We start from the raw sequence: 19,837 nt of genomic DNA, 5'->3' as shown, positions 1-19,837 counted from the left end.
GGCATTTCTTTATATATGAGGATAGATTATCCGATATCTCCTAGAGTTGCGACCATTACAGCTTTGATAGTGTGCATACGGTTTTCAGCTTCTTGGAATACTACTGAGTGTTTGCCTTCGAAGACTTCGTCAGTTACTTCCATTTCTTTTAAGCCGAATTTTTCGTAGATTTCTTTGCCAACTTTAGTGTCAGTGTTGTGGAATGATGGTAAGCAGTGTTCAAAGATAACGTGCGGGTTGCCAGTTTTTTCGATCATTGCTTGGTCCACTTGGTAAGGTTTTAATAATTTAATACGTTCTTCCCAAACTTCATCAGGTTCACCCATAGATACCCAAACGTCTGTGTAAAGAACGTCTGATCCTTTAACACCTTCGTCAACGTTGTCAGTTACTAAGATTTCGCCGCCGTTTTCTTTAGTGATATCTTTACAACGGTTTAATAATTCGTCAGTTGGGTTTAATTCTTTTGGACAAACTAAGTTGAATTTCATACCCATGATCGCTGCACCTTGCATTAATGCGTTCGCAACGTTGTTGCGTCCGTCACCAACATAAGTGAAGTTGATTTCATGGTAAGGTTTTTTCAATACTTCTTTAGCTGTTAAGAAGTCAGCTAATACTTGAGTAGGGTGATCTTCATCAGTAAGACCATTCCATACTGGAACACCTGATTCTTTCGCAAGTACTTCAACAGTACGTTGAGAGAATCCGCGGTATTCGATGCCGTCATACATGCCGCCTAAAACGCGTGCTGTATCTGCTGCTGTTTCTTTTTTGCCCATTTGAGAACCAGTTGGTCCTAAGTAAGTAGTACTTGCACCTTGGTCTGCTGCTGCAACTTCAAATGCGCAACGCGTACGAGTTGAGTCTTTTTCAAAAATTAATGCAATGTTTTTACCTTTTAAAGTTTGTTGTTCAATTCCAGCGTACTTAGCTCGTTTTAAATCTTCAGATAGGTTCAATAAGAACTCCATCTCTCTGTTTGAAAAATCTAATAGTGTTAGGAAATGTCTGTTTCTTAAGTTTTGCATTATTACTACAACTCCTCTTTTAGTGATAATTTTCACCTTAATTATAAGCGTTTTCATTTTAAAAACCAATGTAAAACACAACGATTTTCAAAATTTCACAATTTCTTAACTGTTTCTAAATAAATATACTTTTGTAATATTTAGTTGTAAGTGTCACATTAGTTCCATACCCATATACGAAAATATAAACAAGGTGCTATGGTTTGTTTTATTATACACTATAACGAATAAAAATACACAATCATTTATAAAAACCTTTTTAGCTTTTCGAAGAAAAGCAGCCTGTTAAGGAGAAAAAAGAAAATGTTGAATTGTTATAAAGTGTAAATAGAATCTTATAATGATTGAAGAAATAGTATATTATAGATAGTAATAAACATCAGAGAAGAGGTGTACAAGATGTTAGAAATACTGGGAGTATTGTGTTTTATTATTTTCATCATTTACATAGTTATGTTTATCGTTTTATGGGCAAAGCGAAAGCCTAAAAAAACAGCAGGATTGATTGCGCTTGGTGCTTTTGTTTTAAGTATGATCATGATTGATTTATCAGAACCAGAAACTGAACAAAAACAATCAGAACATCATACAGCTGAAGTCGCAAAAGATAATAAGCCAGATCAACAACAAGATAATGATGCTGCTAAACAGGAAAAGAAAGAAAAACCTAAAGCAGCTGCACCTAAGAAAGAAGAAATTTCAGAATCTGATAAAGAAACTCCAGACTCGCAACAAGAATCAAAAGTACAACCTAGTGCAAATGGATTAGTGAAAGAAGAGGCAACTTATTCACGTGCAGTCGATGGTGATACGGTAAGACTGATGTACCAAGGAAAAGAATCGGTATTCAGATTGTTATTGATTGATACACCGGAAACAAAGCATCCTAAAAAAGGTGTGGAGCCTTACGGCAAAGAAGCATCGGCTTATACCAAAAACATGCTGGAAAATGCTTCAAAGATTGAAGTTGAATTTGATAAAGGCGGAAAGACCGATAAATACGGAAGATATTTAGCCTATGTTTATGCGGATGGTGTAATGGTCAATGATGCATTAGTGAGACAAGGTTTAGCTAAAGTAGCCTACATTTATCCGCCAAGTATTACTTATCTGGATCAGTTAAAAGAAAGCCAGCGTCTAGCGCAGCAAGAATATTTGAATATTTGGAGTAATGGGGTTCCTGATAGCGAAGCTGCACAAAATAGTGTCGTCAGACTCCCAAGCTGCAGCAACTCCTTCGCAGGCTGAGTCGACTGAATCTCAAAGCGGAACTGCCTCAAAACATTATGCAAACTGCACTGCATTAAGGGTGGATTACCCGAACGGTGTTCCTAAAGGTCATCCTGCATATCAAGATAAGATGGATAGAGATAAAGATGGTATGGCATGTGAAGTCAATTAGCGGGTAAATGAAAATCGTAAGTCAACAAAATTCACGTGATAAAAATGATTGTAAAAAGTAAATGGCTATGCTATAATTCTTGATTGTGAGTAATGAAAATTATTCCTTGCTTACTCCAATTGAGAGTAAGCCGTATAGTCCACGAGGAGGTGCAAATAAAAAATGAGAACATATGAAATTATGTACGTTGTTCGTCCGAACATTGAAGACGAAGCGAGAAAAGCATTAGTTGAACGTTTCAACGGTATTTTAAATCAAGACGGTGCTGAAATCATTGAAGAAAAAGATTGGGGCAAACGTCGCCTTGCTTACGAAATCGAAGATTTCAAAGAAGGTTTCTATAACCTTGTACGTATCAACACTGAAAACAGTGAAGCTACAGATGAATTCCAACGTTTAGCAAAAATCAATGACGATATCATTCGTTACATTGTTATCCGCGAAGACGAAGATAAGTAAAAACAGAATGGGGGCGTTTAAATGCTTAACAGAGTTGTATTAGTAGGCCGTTTAACAAAGGATCCTGAATACAGAACGACACCCTCAGGCGTAAGTGTAGCGACTTTTACTTTAGCGGTTAATCGTACGTTTACGAATGCGCAAGGGGAACGCGAAGCAGACTTTATTAACTGTGTTGTTTTTAGAAAACAAGCAGAAAACGTAAGCAATTACTTGTTTAAAGGCAGTCTTGCAGGCGTTGATGGTCGCTTACAATCACGCAGTTATGAAAACCAAGAAGGACGCCGTATCTTTGTTACTGAAGTTGTATGTGACAGTGTTCAATTCCTTGAACCTAAATCACAAAACCAACGTCATGGCCAACAATCTGGCGGTAGCAACCAATTCCAGAATTATGGTCAAAACTACGGTGGTCAACAACAAGGACAAAATACGTCATCTTATCAAAACAACAATTCATCAAATGCTGGACAATCAGATAATCCATTTGCGAACGCAAACGGACCTATTGATATCAGTGATGATGATTTACCATTCTAATACGTCGAATGAACGTAAAATTTAAAAATATCGATTAAAGGAGGCAGTTAACCATGGCAGGTGGACCAAGAAGAGGCGGACGTCGTCGTAAAAAAGTTTGTTACTTCACAGCAAACGGAATTACACACATCGACTATAAAGATACTGACTTATTAAAACGTTTTATCTCAGAACGCGGTAAAATTTTACCACGTCGTGTAACTGGCACTTCAGCTAAATATCAACGTATGTTGACTACAGCTATCAAACGTGCTCGTCATATGGCATTATTACCATATGTAAAAGACGAAAACTAAGATCAGTTTTAATAATAAACCCCGTAGGCATAGGCTTACGGGGCTTTTTTGCGTCTGAAATACTGAAAAAGGGCAAATTCAAAAGATACAAAAAAAGGCTCTATAATAAATTCGGTTGATGAGATAACCTAGCGGTTATTTCTCAATCGAATTTTTTGCATAAAAAGGGCGCAACCCCCTAATATTTAAGTTACCAACACAAATAAAGAGAGGAATTGCGCTTATGACACATTGTATAGCAAAAATACTTGATTATAAAGGGAAAAATATTACTTTTTCTGATGATGTTCAGGAAGTTTACTTTAACTTGGTAAGAACTCTACTATTTAAAGGCACTTTGACATACACACCAGATTGTTGTGAAAACTGCGGAGCAGTAAATGAAAACCATAGAATAGTAAAGAATGGTAAAAGAAAAACGATGATAAAGCTTATGAAGATTCAAGGTAGTCCCAGTTATTTAGAGCTCAAAAAACAAAGGTTCTTTTGTCGTTCATGCCATTCATCATTTGTAGCAAAGACGAATTTTGTGAAAAAGCATCATAATTTCTGTAATAAATTAGCACTGCATATTCTGTATCAAAGCCATGAGAATAGATCTTGCAAAGGCATTGCTTACGATAACAATGTTAGTTCTGCTTCTGTAATACGTTATATTAATAAAACTGCAAATAGTGTTAAGTTAGGTCCATTTAATGAACTGCCCAAACATATCATGGTGGATGAATTCAAAAGTGTTAAAAATGTAGTAGGTAAAATGAGTTTTATATTTTGTGATGGTGATACGCATCAAATCGTAGATATTTTACCTGATCGTAGAAAGCGTGCATTATTTGCTTATTTTATCCGGTTTGATAGAGAAGTAAGAAAAAGAGTTGAAACAGTTACAACCGATATGTACAGCCCATATATTTCTTTATTTAAGCAGTTATTTCCAAATGCGAAAATCATTTTAGATCGATTTCACCTTGTTCAAGCATTAAATAGAGAACTCAATAGAGTTCGTATCAGGATAATGAATGAAAAAAGACATAAGGATGGCAAATACTATAGAAAACTTAAACATTATTGGAAGCTTATTCTTAAACCTTCCGAATCCTTGAATAGTACGCTTTATAAAGATAACAAGCTTTTCCCTGGATTAGAATCAGAAAAATCAATGATAAATTTTATTTTGGGTGAAAGCCCAGAGTTAAAGGATGTCTATGACAAAGTAAATGCGCTTCGTACATCAATAAAGACCAATGAAAATCATAAATTAACTCATCAAATTCTTAAATACCTTAAGGATAGAAATACTGATGGCGGACTTAAAAGAGTACTTAAAAGCTTTAGAAATTTTTTACCAGAAATTATGAATGCATTAAATCATCCTGGTCGCTCAAACGGCCCTATAGAAGCTATAAATAACAACATTAAAGTACTAAAAAGAATCGCTTATGGATACAGAAATTTCTATAACTTCAGAAATAGAATTCTAATCAAATTCAAGCTATTAGCTAAGAAAAAACATCGCTTCCATACCCCATTGCCTAAAGCAGCTTAAAATAAAAAATGCTCAGTTAGTAATACTAAATTCCATAGGAATTAAAGCAATACTAGCTGAGCGACATAGTTTATGGTAACTATAATATTTGATTTCAAATTTTATGCATCAACCGAATTTGACATAGAGCCCAAAAAAATACGTCCGAATCATCGGACGTATATGCAGCCAATTTTAATGTTTTTAATTAAATTAATTTTTAGGAGCGAAAGTGTCTACTAAATTCACGATTAACTTGATAATACCACCAATAATATCTGCGATCATCATGATAAGTAACCTCCTTTGTTTTATCTTAGTTCTATTCTAAATTAGATTTGCATTTAATTGGACTAAATTTCTTAAGTCGTCATTTTGTGTCCTTATCTGTAAATAATGAAAGAGAAAATAACAGTTACGTTCCCTAACTGTCAAAATAACTGTGCGCATTAAGATTGTATGCGGTGTTTAAGAGATGTGGACGCGGGTAAACTTTCACTAAATTGCACTCTGATAGATTGAATCAAAGAAAATGTCATTGGACAAAGGAGTTAATAACTATGAGTGAAAAAAGCTAAAATTATTTTGATGAGTTAGACCAAAGCGGTACTGATGAAAAGCATTTTGATTTGCATAAAGCAGAAGAATTATTAGGAACATATAAGAAAAATAAAGACACGTGGAACAAAGAAGAGCGTATTAAAGAATTAGAAAAAATTGAAGATGAAATCAAAACACAGAAAATGTTAGTGAAAGATAGAGTGAAACCTGGAAACCAAGCGGAAAAAGAACGATTATCCGACCTTTCAGAAAAAGTAACAGATCAAGTATTCGGTATCTTTGAACATACTAATAGTTTTGACGAAGCTAAAAATTTCTTAGAATCTTACTACCAGCGAGGTAAAGTCGATATTGCATATGGTCGTGCTTTTATCTTAGTATGTGAGGATTCATTGTTGGCACAAGCTAAAGAAGAATATGAAAACAATGAAGAGAACGAAAAGTTAGTCGACTTTATTTCAGAAAAGAACGTGGAATTAAGTAAAGAAATTATGTCAGATGATTATGTACATTTACTAGAAGTAGAACGTGAATTTTTTAAAGACCTAATGGAAATTAATAAAATTGATTTAATTTAAGTGGTTGATCGAGCATGAAAGCATGCTCGGTCTTTTTTATTTTTAATAATGTTTGATAAGATAAATGAATGAATAGAAGTATTTGATTTATGATAAAAGCGTTTACATTGTAATAATGATAAAGTATAATGTTTTTAACGAGTTGTGCAAATTACACATATTAATTATAGATATAGAGAAATTTTTAAACGGTGCTTTTGTAATGTGGGAGGTGAAACATATGAAATCATTACTAGATATTTTATCATTAAATGAAATTAACATTTGGATTTTTAAATTTGGCAGAAGAGGAAAAAGATGGTACTTCTAATTTAATATTAAAAATATTAAAGCTAGGATACTTATCCTAGCTTTAACTACTAAAATGGAGTAGAACATGAAAAAATTTGAAAATGTTATATTATCCTGTGCACTAATTGTATTGGCTGGTTTTGTCTTAAATATGGGATTGTTCGTTATTACATTAATCAATAAACAATTGCCTCCTTGGGTCTATATTACACTTTTTGTTTCTGTTTTTATATTGGCTTTTGTAATTATTCCAGTGTTCATAATACATACATTTTCTAATTTGCAGATAAACAATATATTCATAGATTTATTTAATTGGAAAAGAACTGTAATAATATTTATAACTATAATAATTATCTCGTTGTGTTTTGTGGGTATGAAGCTACATTTGAATATTTAGTAGTAGCATTTGGTGAAGAATTTTTATTTAGGCATATCATTTTATTAATATTACTTAGCGTATTCCGTAGATGGTGGTGTTATATTATTGGATCGTTAATGTTTGCGTTAATATTGCATCTGAATGGAGATTTTATTATTAACTTACTAACTAAATTCCCAGTGAGTCTTTTGCTTTATTATGTCTCTGGAAAATATAAATTACAAGATGCTATAGGATTACATTGGCTTTATAACGTTTTAGTATACAAATTTTCTTGATTTAAAAGGAGGGTTCCATATTTGAATTTAAAAATTAAACTTATTACGGTTGCGCTTATCTTGAACTTTATCTGTTCGATTTTAATGGCAATCATAAATATTAATTTAGGGTTAATCGTCATGATAATTGGAATGATTGTTGTGCCGCTATTGATAAATACTTTTTCATTTATAGTGGGGCAAGGGAATCGCTCAATTTTAAATGTTTTTATAATGAGTATTTTCAATTTAATTTATTATATTATTACATCTAATTCTGTCATGCATAATACAAAGTTTAAGGAAGTGTTAGCAAAGTATTCATATGAAAAAGGTGACTTTTTTATTCATATGAATGCTAATTTAACGGCGCTTTCTCAACTTATATTCATTTTCTTGTTTTACTTTGTAATTAGCTTCTTAGTTATGAAGTTATTTAGAAAGTCGGTGCATGCATAGTGTTAGAAGTGAAAGATTTATTTAAGAAATTTAAAAATGATGATCGCATGATTCTTGAAAATATTAATTTGACAATTAATAGTGGAGAGATAGTGGGGTTACTGGGCAAAAATGGTGCGGGTAAAACAACGTTAATGAAAATCATAGCAAAGACGAAAAGACCGACGTCTGGCCAAATTATGATTGATGGTAAGGATATTTTTCAGCACGATGGTTTATTACAAGATGTTGGTATTATGATTGATACAGTGTATTTTGATCATTTATCAGCTGAACAAAATTTAAAGTATTTTTTACAGGTCAATCAACAAACACAATACTTAAAAAATATTGACCAAATTTTAGAATTGGTTGGATTACGCCATACTAAAAATAAAAAAGCGAAAGATTTTTCATTCGGAATGAAACAAAGACTTTCTTTGGCGATGTGTTTATTGATTGAACCAAAGTTGGCAATTATGGATGAGCCCTTTGTTGGATTAGATCCGAATGGCGTTAAAACATTAATTGAAGCACTCAAAAAATGGGTTAAAAATCGAAAAATTTCCTTATTAATATCTAGTCATCAACTAAATGAACTGGAAGAAGTTTGCGACCGATTTGTTATTTTAAAAAATGGTCACCTTCGTGCTATCAATCTAAATAAAATGAATGGTCTTAAAATCATTGTGGATAGAAACATAACTGAAGAAGATGCTGAAAAACTTAAATATGATTATTCAATTGTTGAACGTATTGAAGGTGATAGTATTTTCATTAAAGAAACGGTTGATAATTATAATGATTTATTGACAACTGTACTGACAAAGTACACATTGGTAAAAATAGACAAGCCGCAAGAAGATTTATATGATGCATTTGATTACTATGAAAATAAGGGGGGAGCATAAATGTTATCAAAAAGTATCTTTTTAAATTTATCTTCCCGCACATCAGCAAAGATATTTTATGCGATTGCATTATATCCGTTTCTGTATTTAATTACCTTATTCTTGCCCACTAACTTTATGCAAGTGGGTGGAGAAGCAAAAGGATTATCTGGTTTAGATTTTTATAATGGGATTTTAATGGCGCAATCCCAATTTGCAATTCCATTAATCATGATGACTTATTTTGTCGGAATGTCATTTTATGATGAAATAAATAGTGGCAAATTAATTTTTTATAAAGATATCAGAAGAACGAAGCTATTGAATGCCAAACTTATATCATTGGCTTCTATGTATATGATTTATTTCATTGGTTTATTCATTTCATCTGAGTTGCTTTATTTCACATTCATAAAAAACTTTGATTATGCTTCAGGGGTGTTTTTACCAGCAACTCAAACGGATTTGTATGCAGATGTTTTAAGTATTGTAAGTACTATTGGTGTTTCATTTATCGCGGTGATATTTGCGATATTATTATCGATGAGGTTATCAACAGGGTTTACTATATTAGGGGTTATCTTATTGTTCATGGTAATTTCGATTTCTTCTTTAATCAAAGGAGGACGCTATCTCTTCCCAAACAGCTATACAGATGCGAGTAGTATACAAGCATTTTTCATCCAACTCGGGATTATTTTAATCATGACGCTTGTTTACTGTACTATTTTATATATAGCTAGTTTGCGTGTGTTCAAAAAAACGGAATATTGATGAGACAGCGAGGATAAGAGATGCAACATTATAATTGAGATATGCAGGTTATTTACTCACACCTTTTAGAAGCTTTGAAAAGTCAAAAGAGGTGTGAGTTTTTCATGCAAACAATAATACAGCTATTCAATTGTGAGCAAGTCATGCAACAGAAATGTTAAAATTAGATAACAAATAAAGATTAAGCAACTAAAATTATATAAAATCATGTTATCATTACGTTAAATCTATTTGCCTGTAATAGAGTAGAGCTGAATTTTGATTGAATAAAGCATAATGGCAAATAACATTTGAGGATAATAGGAGTGAACACACCATGAAGCTTTATTTAATACGGCATGGAGAATCAACAGCAAACTACGATAACAAACATGGCAAACGTTATTTTTGCGGACAATTGGATGTTACGCTGACTAAAAAAGGTGTTAAATCTGCACAAGCTTTAAAAAAGTATTTTGAAAATATCACGATTGACCACATTTATATTTCTGATTTAATACGAACGGTTCAAACGTATGAAAATGGTTTTGACCACTCAATTCCTCATACTTTTTCTCCATTATTGAGAGAACGTGCATTAGGCGAGTTTGAAGGCTATTCGCAAGAAATGCTTCAAAAGACCCCGAATTATCGACGTTATTTTGAAGATCCAAGGTTCAGTGATTTCAGAAACAGCTTTACACAACATGCGCCAGGCGGAGAAAATTATACAGATGTTCTTGCAAGAATTGATGAATTCTTCAAAGAAGTAATCGATAATAAAGACGAAGTCGTTGTAATTGTTGCACATCTCATCTGGATTCGTTGTTGTTTATATTATTTAGGTGTCATTAATGAAGATGAATTGTTCAGCAAGAAAGTTAAAAATTGTGATCCTGTTTTAGTGGATACAGATAATATATAAAAAAGCCGCATCTATAATCAGATGCAGCTTTAAGGTGTAAGTCGCTTTATGTGGCTTATTTTAATTTGTCGATAGATTGTGTTAGTAATTCTTCGAATAAATCAATGAATTTCAAGTAGACATCTTTCTCTACATACTCATCGACACGGTGAGCTTGGCTAGTTTGTCCAGGGCCAAACATAATGAACGGGAAGTCTTCTCCTTTGTCGACTACTAAGTCAGCTGCGTCAGTCACGCCTGGAGAAGCTTCTTTAGGAATATCATTGCCTAAATATTTTTTGCCTAGTTCTTGTGCTAAGTCGATGACACTGTTTTCACCGTTTGTGAAGACTGAAGGGCGAGACATATACGTATCCACATGCAAGTCGCTGTCTTTATAAGCCATTTTTACGTCTTTTGCGACTTGTTCGAACAAGTCTTGATAGCCTGCATTATCAGCTTCCGGAATAGTACGAATGTTAAACTCTGTCACAGCGTAATCAGGAATAGAGTTGACTTGCGAACCGCTGTTGAAGATAGTCGCATTGACGATAGGGTCGCCAAGTTGTTCGTTCGTAGACTTAATTGCGGCTTGTGCTTCATTAATACGGTGAACATAGTCGACTAATGGGTTCAATGCATTATAGCCTAAATGCGGCATAGAACTATGCACAGATGAACCTTTTGAAGTGACACGAATGTCCATTGAACCTTTGTGTGCATAAATAATCTTATCTTGAGAAGGTTCTGCGATGATTAAAGCATCTACATCTTTCATATAACCTTCTTTTTGGAAGGCTTTCGCGCCGTCGCCTTCAATTTCTTCACCTACAGTTGCGAGTAGACGGATTGTACCTTCTTTAGGCAAGCCTTGGTCGTGCAGTTCGATTAAGCTGATGACTAATGCGGCTAAGCCTGATTTCATATCTGCCGCACCACGGCCGTGTAAATGGCCCTCATCATCTTCAGTAAGTTTAAACGGCGGTGTTTGCCAGTCTTCTGGATTACCTGGAGATACAACATCCATATGGCCTGAAACGCCGATTACTGGGCTGCCGTTGCCGATTTCCGCTACAAGGTTTGCGCGTGTATCAGTTAATTTAATAATTTTTGAGTCGATATCATGTTTTTTCAATAAATCATGCAGATACTCTGCAACATCTAATTCATGATCATTTACGGATTCAATACCTACGATATCCGCTAAAATTTGGACACGTTCTTCTGATGTCAATTTTCCCATTCTAACAACCCCTTTATATTTTATTCTGTACATATTAATCGTAAAATACTAATTTTCAGTATTCAAACAATTCGCACTTTTGTAGATTAAAGTAAAAAAGAATAAAAAAGCGAAATTCAGGGAATAATAGCACCGTATATAGCAATCAAAAGTAATGGAGGTAATGATTGAATGGATAATAGAATTGACTATGGAACAGTGGCTAAAGAGAAAATCGACATTTTGTTAGAAATGGAGAAGCAGCTGAAAAAAGCGGATATTGATCGCAAGTTGCGCGAAATGATTAAAGTACGTGCTTCTCAAATTAACGGCTGTGCTTACTGTTTAGGTATCCATACAAGCGATGCCCGCAAAGTAGGAGTCAGCGAAGAGGAGTTGTTCTTGCTTAGCGCATGGGAAGATACAAACCTTTATTCAGAAAAAACAAAACTTGCTTTAGAATTGACTGAAGCAATTACACAGATTGCGCAAGGCGGCGTACCAGATGAATTATATGAACGTGTACGTAAGGAATATTCAGAAGAAGCATATACAGATTTAGTCTTCACAATTAATCAAATCAATTTCTGGAATAGATTATCCATTTCTATGGGTAACCAGCATATTGTATAATTCAGCATAAAGAAATGGAGTGCGACATCATTAATGATGCTGCACTCCATTTGTATATTATTTATCAATCGCTTTTGTTTCTAAATGATGTTTTTTCAAGTAAGCTTTAATTTTCTTTTGTTGCTTCAAGTTGACGTCACCCGCATAGTTCGTCGGTACATCTACGACATTAACTGTTTTTTGCGGGCTGTAGCTCAACTCTTCTAATTGCTGATCTGCACGTGCTGCTTTATAGTTTACAGCTTTAAAGTACTTATTGACGCGTTCAATGTCTTCTTTTTGATCTGCAGGGACTTTGTTGTCTTTTAAGAAGGCTTCGAAGTTCATTTGATTTTTGGTAGTAAGATTTGCTAAATCACGCAAATCTGTATCTAAATCATCAGAGACTTTTTGACGACCGTCATACTGCTGATCTAATTTGTGCTGTAAGACATACTTGTTATCGATAATATCATTATTCGCATTTAAATAACGTTTCAGGCTTTCTTCTAACTCTTGCTCAGTTAAATCTTTACCTTTATCAGAGGATTTGAAGATTTCTATTTTATTAATCGGCGTTGCATTTTTTGGCGCGTACTTAACGTGATGCTCTTGTTTTTCATCTTTTTGACCGCAAGCAGTCAATGCAACTGCAAGTACGAGTGTGAAAGCGATGATGAGTAGCTGCTTTAATTTATTCACGATTCTTCTCCTTTAATTATCTGCATGATTATCTTTATTATAGCGAATCTGTTGACTTGCGTTAAGTATCTCGTTGCCAAGGTGATTTTAAGCGCGAAGTAAATGGCACATTCAGACGGTATTTAATGATGAAATGCTGCGCGACTTGCAGCATTAAAGAACCGAAGACAATTGCACCGACTGTATCTGAGAAGTAATGGGCGTGTACATAAATACGAGAAATCATCATCAGCGCAATCATGACATAAGCAATGTAATGCCATATGCGTTTGCGGCAGAATGTTAAGAAGACTGCTGCAGCGACAAATATCGTAAGTGTGTGCAAGCTTGGAAAGCTGAACCCGGAAATATATTCTACGGGTCTTTCTCTGTGAATAAAGTATTTTAATGCAATACCCAGCAGCAGTGTAGCAGCAGCCCAAACAGTTGTCGTCAGCATCAGTTTCTTATTTTTGAAAAAGAGAAGGATAAGAATGACCGCCATAAAACCTACTAAATACCAAGGCTGAAATATGTCAGAGTAGGCAAATAAGAAACGATCCATAAAAGGTATGTGATGCAAGAGTCTGACGAAGCTGTATATGGGTTCGTCTATTAAGAGTATGAAGTCCGTCTTAACGAGCAGCATTAAAGCGATTAAGATGGTAAGTGTTAAACCGATATGTCTAGTGTATAGGAGACTCATAGTTAAAACCTAGCTTTCTTTTTTTATTAATAATGATTATAGCTGACCGCCCAAGTATTGCCATCCTACTTTGGAATGAACGTTTGACCAGAAAATAGATGGAACACGATAAACTGCAGGTATATAAACAGAATTCGGCCATGATTGATGATAGTTCTGGAATTTAAAATTCAAAAACAAGCTGAGGAAATTTAAAGGTTGCTGAAAAAAAGAGGCATTTTAAAGCACGCCGTTGAAGTTTGGTGAAACAGCCGGCTTTCATTGCATATTTCCTTTGACAGTTCTTGATTTGATGGTGGAACGGAAGGCTTGGCAGATACAAAAGAGGAGGGTGTCTAAGCGGTTAGAGTAATTCGCCAAGCTGATGATTAAGCTATATAATAGTGTACTTCATTAATTGTATCATGAATATGTATAAAAAAAGACAAGCAAAGGTAATATTGTCGCAGAAATTTACCTTCGCCTGTCTATTTGTATCCGTACTAATCAAAATGATAGGGAGAGATTAGTTTCGGATAATATAATCAAATGCGCTGAGTGCTGCGCTGGCACCTGCACCCATTGCGATGATGATTTGTTTGTAATGTTCATCAGTAACATCGCCTGCCGCGAACACACCCAGCATGCTTGTTGCGTGGTTGCGGTCGATCAAGATTTCACCTTGTTTATTCGTTTCGACTGCACCTTGCAACCATTCTGTGTTTGGTAATAAACCAATTTGAACGAATACACCTTCAACATCGATTTGATGTGTTTCGCCAGTTTTATTGTCTTCATATTTGAGTCCTGTAACATGGCTGTCGCCAAGAATCTCTGAAGACTGTGCATTTTTCAAAATCTCAACGTTCGGCAATTCGCGTAAACGTTCTTGCAAGATTTCGTCTGCACGTAAAAAGTCTTTATATTCAACAAGTGTTACATGATTGACGATACCTGCTAAGTCAATCGCTGCTTCCGCACCAGAGTTGCCGCCGCCGACAACTGCTACATCTTTGCCTTTGAATAAAGGTCCGTCACAGTGAGGGCAGTACGCAACACCTTTGTTGCGCAATTCGTCTTCACCTGGAATGTTAAGGTTGCGGAAACGTGCACCTGTAGAAATAACTACTGTTTTACTAGTTAATTTTGCATCGTTGTCTAATGTTACAACGATACCGTCATCTGTTTTTTCGATATTAGAAGCACGCATGCCGTCCATGACATCAATGTCATACGCTTCGACATGTTGTTCTAAGGCAGCTGAAAATTCCGGACCTGTTGTTTCTTTAACAGTGATAAAGTTTTCGATACCTGCAGTTTCATTGACTTGACCACCGATACGGTCAGCTACAATACCTGTACGCAAACCTTTACGCGCAGCATAAATTGCTGCTGAACCGCTTGCTGGGCCGCCGCCGATAACTAAAACATCGAAAGGCTCTTTATCATTGAATTCAGCTGGATCTGCTTTGCTTCCCAACATACCTAAAATGTCAGAAATGCTTAAGCGGCCATTGCCGAATTCTTCGCCGTTTAAGAATACAGCAGGTACTGCCATAATATCTTCAGATTCTTCTCTGAATATAGCACCATCAATCATTGTATGAGTGATATTCGGATTTAAAATACTCATTAAGTTTAACGCTTGTACCACATCTGGACATTTATGACAGCTCAAGCTGATAAATGTCTCGAAATGAAGTGGACGATCAAGCGCTTTGATTTGATCGATAACGCTTTGCTCTTCTTTCGGAGGGCGTCCGCTGACTTGTAATAAAGCCAGTACGAGTGAGTTGAATTCATGACCTAATGGCACACCGGCGAATACAACGCCTGTGTGCGCATCAGGACGGTCCACACTAAAACTTGGTGTACGTTGAAGTGTGTCCTCTTTAACAGTGATATGCGATGACATATCAGCAATTTCATCTAGTAGTTCTTTCAACTCTTTAGATTTGTCGCTGTCATCATAACTCGCTGTTAAAACCACGTCGCCTTCCATTAACTCAAGAAGTTGGGATAATTGTGATTTTAACTCTTTATTCAGCATTTATGTGAATGCCTCCTTAAATTTTACCTACTAAGTCAAGACCAGGTTGTAAAGTTTCGCCGCCTTCTTCCCATTTAGCAGGGCAAACTTCGCCTGGATGTTTACGAACGTATTGAGCAGCTTTGATTTTGTGTACTAAAGCGCTTGCGTCACGGCCGATACCGTCAGCGTTAATTTCTGCAGCTTGTACTACGCCATCTGGGTCAACGATGAAAGTACCGCGTTGAGCTAAGCCTTTTTCTTCGTCTAATACGTCAAAGTTGCGAGTGATTGTTTGTGATGGGTCACCAATCATAGTGTATTGTAATTTGCTGATAGCATCTGAATGATCATGCCAAGCTTTGTGTACGAAATGAGTATCAGTAGAAACTGAGTAAACATTTACGCCTAATTTTTGTAATTCATCATATTGGTTTTGAACGTCTTCTAATTCAGTTGGACAAACGAATGAGAAGTCAGCTGGATAGAATACGATTACGTTCCATGAACCTTGTAAAGTTTCTTCTGAAACTTCGATGAATTCGTCTTTTTTAGGATCATAAGCATCTGCTGTGAATGGTAAAGTTTCTTTGTTAATTAATGACATAAAATACATCCTCCTAGAAATTATAAAGTTTGTTTGATCAGAATACATAACCAGGATATCTAAATTATCCTAATTACTTATTTATAATAATTCTAATCTCCTTGATTACTATTATCACATTATCGTCAGAAATAGTCAATACAAGCGGTTTCTACCGTACAATGACTGTTAAAATGCTTTGAAAACGAGCATATTGGACATTCTAACGGCTTTTAAAACTCATGTAAAGCCAACAAGTTTACAGGAAATTAATAATTATTGCTCAATATCAATTAGAATCAAATTTTCTCAATGAAACCCATACATTATTAATTATTGTGAGAACCTACAATACACATATACCCCTTTTCAACTTTCCAAACGAGTAAATGGAAGTTGTCATGGATTATTCAAATGTGACTTCGATTGAACCAGGGTAGCTGTATTCAGCTTTATAAGTGCCGGCTTTTGCAGGTACAGGCGGTACAAACGTACCAGATGACACAATTTGACCTTTGTAAAGCTGTTTGCCTTGTGTATTCAATTTATTGATTAACCACTTCAAGGCTTCAATAGGGTTGCCTAATACATCTGAAGAAATACCTGTCGCAATTTCTTCATTATCTTTTGATAATTTTAAAGTGATATTTTCGAAATCATTGTATGAAACAGGCGCTTTTGCTTCGCCTAATGCGACTAAGCCTGAAGCTGTGTTATCGGAGATCAAATCACCTAAAGTAAAGTTAGGGAACCAATCTTTATAACGTGCGTCTGGGATTTCGATGCCCGGTGCAACTTTAACACTGTTTAAAATTGTTTCGTCAGAAGCATCTGGGCTGATATCTTCAGTTAATACAAATACCAATTCAGGTTCGATTAAAGGGGCAAACAATTTAGAAAGCTGTACAGTGTCTCCGGATTTTACAACTTTATTCGATAAAATCGTACCGTAAGCAGGTTCGTTGGTATTCGCATAAGCTTGCGTATCTTCGCTAGTCATACTTACTTTATAACCTGCGACTTCACTGTTGTCGGCTTGTTTGAGTGCTTCGATTAATTCATCTTGGATTTGATAAGCCACGGGTTCGCTGACTTCATATTCTTCTGATATGAAGTTGACGGGTTCATGATTTTTTTGTGCTTTGAATAATGTGTTAACAATCTCTTTTTTATGTTGTGTCATAGTTATCTCTCCCTTTAGTCAGAATATTTATAGTATTAGGATAACTTTATTCGGATTAAGTTTCAAAGCATTAACTTTTTAAGCCTCATGAAAAAAGGGTAAAATAGGAGTGTTAAAATCATTTGGAAAGATAGGGGCGTAAAATCTATGTCAGATGTAATTGAACAATTAATGAAAAAACACCATTCAGTCAGACGATTTAAACAAGAACCTTTAAGCGAAGCAACTGTGAAGCAGCTTGTACAAGCGGGACAAAGCGCTTCAACATCCAGTTACTTGCAAACATATTCGATTATCGGTGTGACTGATCCAAAAATCAAAAAGGCATTGCGAGAAATATCAGGTCAAGCCTATGTGGAAGAGAACGGCTACTTGTTTGTCTTTGTGATGGATTATCATCGCCATGATTTAATCAATGAACAAGTTCAAGGCGATATGCAAAGTTCTTTCGAGTCTGCAGAAGGCTTATTAGTAGGTACAATTGACGTTGCATTGCTCGCACAAAATATGGCAGTTGTGGCTGAAAGTTTAGACTTAGGTATTGTGTATTTAGGTTCTCTGCGCAATAACGTTGCACGTGTGAAAGAATTATTGAACTTGCCTAAATATACTTTCCCATTATTCGGTATGGCAGTCGGTGTACCTGCAGATAATGAACAAGGTTCTCCTAAACCGCGTTTGCCATTTGAAGCAGTGTTCCATGAAAATCAATACAATCAAGATAAATCATCAAAAGTAGATGCATTAAAAGAATATGACCAAGTCGTTAGCGATTATTACTCAAAACGTACAGACGGCAAACGTACAGAAACTTGGTCTCAGCAAGTTGCGAATTTCTTAGAAATGAAACAACGTACAGATATGTTAGACGAGCTGCATGATTCTGGTTTTGTTCAAAAATAAGATCGACCGTTAACAGCGAACATGTACCAACATATAAGTGCGTGAATCAATAAAAGCAGGCAGGACGATTAAACTTTGTCCTGCCTGCTTTATTGATGCTATAGCACTGCTTTTTAATTTTAAGATTAATAATCTGTACTTAAATCACCATAATCATTTGATTTGAAGCGTTCTTTATCAAGGTTGCCTGTGAGCTTAGCACTGCCGACACCTGCAAGCATTGAATCATTAACGTTTAATGCAGTACGGCCCATATCGATAAGCGGTTCTACTGAAATTAAGACACCTGCGAGTGCTACCGGCAAGTTCAATGTAGAAAGTACTAAGATGGCTGCGAATGTCGCACCGCCGCCGACACCAGCAACACCGAATGAACAAATCACGACAACTGCAATTACTGTAATGATGAATTGGAAGTTGATTTCCACATTTGCTACAGGTGCAACCATTACAGCAAGCATTGCAGGATAGATACCTGCACATCCGTTTTGGCCGATAGATAGACCGAAGGAAGCGGATAAGTTGGCAATACCTTCAGGTACACCCAGACGTGATTTTTGTGTTTGGACGTTCAACGGCAATGCCCCTGCACTTGAACGTGCTGTGAATGCGAAGATCAGCACCTCAGCAACTTTTCGTACGTAGCGCCAAGGATTAAGACCTAAACCGCCGACAATAATGAGGTGGATGATAAACATAGTAATCAGTGCCGCATATGAAGCGAGGACAAATTTTCCTAATGTCCATAAAGCACCGAAGTCGCTGGTTGCGATGGTGTTCGCCATAATAGCTAAAATACCATAAGGTGTTAAACGCAACACGAAAGTTACGACAGACATAACTACTGCGTAGACAGCTTCGATTCCGCGTTTCACAATATGACCATTATCTGGCTGTTTGCGTGCTACACGTAAATAAGCGAAACCAATAAATGTCGCAAAGATAACGACCGCTATTGTAGATGTAGTACGTTGACCTGTGAAATCTAAGAACGGATTAGACGGTAAGAGTTCTAAAATTTGCTGCGGCAAAGTACTTGCTGTCATATCTTTAGCTTTTTGTGCAATTTCAGTACCTCTTGAATGTTCCGCGTTGCCCAAGTCGATAGATGAAGCATCTAAACCGAAGACTAAAGCTGAAATAATACCGATTGTTGCCGCAACCGCAACAGTACCGATAAGGAATATGAAAATATAAAAACCGATTTTCGCGAATTTTTCACCAAGTTGAATTTTAGTGAATGCTGCGACAATCGAAATAAAGATCAGCGGCATTACAATCATTTGAAGCAAGGAAATGTAGCCGTTTCCTACAATGCCCAGCCAATCTGTAGTAGTTGTTGTGATTTTTGAATCAGCACCATAGACCAGGTGCATAATAGCGCCAAGTACAATACCGATGCCGAGTGCAGTAAATACACGTTTAGAGAAAGCGACGTGTTTCTTGGCCATCATGAAAAGTCCAGCAAGCAGCAAGACGAATATGACGATGTTAAGAACTGTGAAACCCAATTGAATCAAACTCCCTTTCCTTTAATTTATCTGTATCCGGAATGAATAAGATTGTACAAAGATTCAAATGGCTGTTATAAATACGAGGTTCTGGATAATAGATAGAATATTAGCAGAC

General features: G+C 35.7%; 22 protein-coding genes. 14 read left to right on the top strand and 8 right to left on the bottom strand.

The genetic code is table 11. The features are described 5' to 3' along the window. Window positions 1-26: 26 nt before the first annotated feature. The gene (gene argF / locus MUA90_RS13380; protein WP_262587448.1) at window positions 27-1,031 is read right to left on the bottom strand and encodes an ornithine carbamoyltransferase; all 1,005 of its coding nucleotides are present in this window, start codon (window positions 1,029-1,031) and stop codon (window positions 27-29) included. 399 nt (window positions 1,032-1,430) lie between these two features. Here argF and MUA90_RS13975 point away from each other — a divergent pair, with 399 nt between their 5' ends. The 12 genes from MUA90_RS13975 to MUA90_RS13325 all read left to right on the top strand — a co-directional run bounded on the left by MUA90_RS13975 (window position 1,431) and on the right by MUA90_RS13325 (window position 10,328). Beyond that, window positions 1,431-2,279, top strand: coding sequence for a thermonuclease family protein (locus MUA90_RS13975; RefSeq protein WP_316959792.1), 849 nt, complete (start codon window positions 1,431-1,433; stop codon window positions 2,277-2,279). Further along, window positions 2,203-2,433, top strand: coding sequence for an excalibur calcium-binding domain-containing protein (locus tag MUA90_RS13370; protein WP_262587446.1), 231 nt, complete (start codon window positions 2,203-2,205; stop codon window positions 2,431-2,433). Before MUA90_RS13975 ends, MUA90_RS13370 begins: the two co-directional genes overlap by 77 nt. A 162-nt stretch (window positions 2,434-2,595) precedes the next feature. Continuing rightward, on the top strand, window positions 2,596-2,892 hold the full coding sequence (rpsF, locus tag MUA90_RS13365; protein WP_105994450.1) for a 30S ribosomal protein S6: 297 nt from the start codon (window positions 2,596-2,598) through the stop codon (window positions 2,890-2,892). A 21-nt stretch (window positions 2,893-2,913) separates the two neighbouring features. Then, window positions 2,914-3,432: a single-stranded DNA-binding protein gene (ssb, locus tag MUA90_RS13360; RefSeq protein WP_262587443.1), complete on the top strand. Its 519-nt coding sequence runs from the start codon at window positions 2,914-2,916 to the stop codon at window positions 3,430-3,432. Window positions 3,433-3,485: 53 nt separating this feature from the next. Continuing rightward, window positions 3,486-3,728, top strand: a complete 243-nt coding sequence (gene rpsR / locus MUA90_RS13355) for a 30S ribosomal protein S18 (protein WP_002480324.1) — start codon at window positions 3,486-3,488, stop codon at window positions 3,726-3,728. Window positions 3,729-3,951: 223 nt separating this feature from the next. Further along, a complete protein-coding gene (locus MUA90_RS13350; protein ID WP_262585957.1) occupies window positions 3,952-5,274 on the top strand; it encodes an ISL3 family transposase in 1,323 nt (440 codons plus the stop codon). Window positions 5,275-5,882: 608 nt separating this feature from the next. After that, entirely contained in the window at window positions 5,883-6,392 is a 510-nt protein-coding gene (locus MUA90_RS13345) for a hypothetical protein (protein ID WP_262587442.1), read from the top strand. Between the two features lie 654 nt (window positions 6,393-7,046). Beyond that, window positions 7,047-7,343 (top strand): CPBP family glutamic-type intramembrane protease, encoded by a 297-nt coding sequence (locus tag MUA90_RS14130; protein ID WP_398577389.1) that lies wholly within the window; start codon window positions 7,047-7,049, stop codon window positions 7,341-7,343. A gap of 21 nt (window positions 7,344-7,364) precedes the next feature. Continuing rightward, window positions 7,365-7,781, top strand: coding sequence for an Msa family membrane protein (locus tag MUA90_RS13340; RefSeq protein WP_262587441.1), 417 nt, complete (start codon window positions 7,365-7,367; stop codon window positions 7,779-7,781). Further along, entirely contained in the window at window positions 7,781-8,671 is an 891-nt protein-coding gene (locus tag MUA90_RS13335; RefSeq protein ID WP_262587439.1) for an ABC transporter ATP-binding protein, read from the top strand. Before MUA90_RS13340 ends, MUA90_RS13335 begins: the two co-directional genes overlap by 1 nt. Then, complete coding sequence (locus tag MUA90_RS13330; RefSeq protein ID WP_262587437.1) at window positions 8,672-9,424, top strand: amino acid transporter; 753 nt, start codon at window positions 8,672-8,674, stop codon at window positions 9,422-9,424. A gap of 316 nt (window positions 9,425-9,740) precedes the next feature. Beyond that, the gene (locus tag MUA90_RS13325; protein ID WP_262587435.1) at window positions 9,741-10,328 is read left to right on the top strand and encodes a histidine phosphatase family protein; all 588 of its coding nucleotides are present in this window, start codon (window positions 9,741-9,743) and stop codon (window positions 10,326-10,328) included. Between the two features lie 55 nt (window positions 10,329-10,383). On the opposite strand, the gene MUA90_RS13320 is transcribed toward MUA90_RS13325, so the two are convergent. Further along, a complete protein-coding gene (locus MUA90_RS13320; protein WP_262587433.1) occupies window positions 10,384-11,550 on the bottom strand; it encodes an ArgE/DapE family deacylase in 1,167 nt (388 codons plus the stop codon). A gap of 171 nt (window positions 11,551-11,721) precedes the next feature. Here MUA90_RS13320 and MUA90_RS13315 point away from each other — a divergent pair, with 171 nt between their 5' ends. Beyond that, the gene (locus MUA90_RS13315) at window positions 11,722-12,162 is read left to right on the top strand and encodes a carboxymuconolactone decarboxylase family protein (RefSeq protein WP_105994455.1); all 441 of its coding nucleotides are present in this window, start codon (window positions 11,722-11,724) and stop codon (window positions 12,160-12,162) included. A 57-nt stretch (window positions 12,163-12,219) separates the two neighbouring features. On the opposite strand, the gene MUA90_RS13310 is transcribed toward MUA90_RS13315, so the two are convergent. The 5 genes from MUA90_RS13310 to MUA90_RS13290 all read right to left on the bottom strand — a co-directional run bounded on the left by MUA90_RS13310 (window position 12,220) and on the right by MUA90_RS13290 (window position 17,305). Beyond that, window positions 12,220-12,843, bottom strand: coding sequence for an NDxxF motif lipoprotein (locus MUA90_RS13310; protein WP_262587431.1), 624 nt, complete (start codon window positions 12,841-12,843; stop codon window positions 12,220-12,222). A 61-nt stretch (window positions 12,844-12,904) separates the two neighbouring features. Then, window positions 12,905-13,528, bottom strand: coding sequence for a phosphatase PAP2 family protein (locus MUA90_RS13305; RefSeq protein WP_262587429.1), 624 nt, complete (start codon window positions 13,526-13,528; stop codon window positions 12,905-12,907). 505 nt (window positions 13,529-14,033) lie between these two features. Continuing rightward, window positions 14,034-15,557: an alkyl hydroperoxide reductase subunit F gene (gene ahpF, locus MUA90_RS13300; RefSeq protein ID WP_262587427.1), complete on the bottom strand. Its 1,524-nt coding sequence runs from the start codon at window positions 15,555-15,557 to the stop codon at window positions 14,034-14,036. A gap of 16 nt (window positions 15,558-15,573) precedes the next feature. Beyond that, on the bottom strand, window positions 15,574-16,143 hold the full coding sequence (ahpC, locus tag MUA90_RS13295; protein ID WP_262587425.1) for an alkyl hydroperoxide reductase subunit C: 570 nt from the start codon (window positions 16,141-16,143) through the stop codon (window positions 15,574-15,576). Between the two features lie 385 nt (window positions 16,144-16,528). Next, window positions 16,529-17,305 (bottom strand): 2-keto-4-pentenoate hydratase, encoded by a 777-nt coding sequence (locus MUA90_RS13290; protein WP_105994460.1) that lies wholly within the window; start codon window positions 17,303-17,305, stop codon window positions 16,529-16,531. A gap of 147 nt (window positions 17,306-17,452) precedes the next feature. On the opposite strand from MUA90_RS13290, the gene nfsA reads away from it, so the two are divergent. Then, the gene (gene nfsA / locus MUA90_RS13285) at window positions 17,453-18,208 is read left to right on the top strand and encodes an oxygen-insensitive NADPH nitroreductase (RefSeq protein WP_262587423.1); all 756 of its coding nucleotides are present in this window, start codon (window positions 17,453-17,455) and stop codon (window positions 18,206-18,208) included. Window positions 18,209-18,333: 125 nt separating this feature from the next. Here the strand turns inward: nfsA and MUA90_RS13280 are convergent, their stop codons facing one another. Next, the gene (locus MUA90_RS13280) at window positions 18,334-19,662 is read right to left on the bottom strand and encodes an L-cystine transporter (protein ID WP_262588855.1); all 1,329 of its coding nucleotides are present in this window, start codon (window positions 19,660-19,662) and stop codon (window positions 18,334-18,336) included. Between the last annotated feature and the right edge of the window lie 175 nt (window positions 19,663-19,837).

The sequence above is a fragment of the Staphylococcus sp. IVB6181 genome, from assembly GCF_025561445.1.
Lineage (GTDB): Bacteria > Bacillota > Bacilli > Staphylococcales > Staphylococcaceae > Staphylococcus > Staphylococcus simulans_B.
This window is presented reverse-complemented; position numbering and strand designations above follow the sequence as displayed.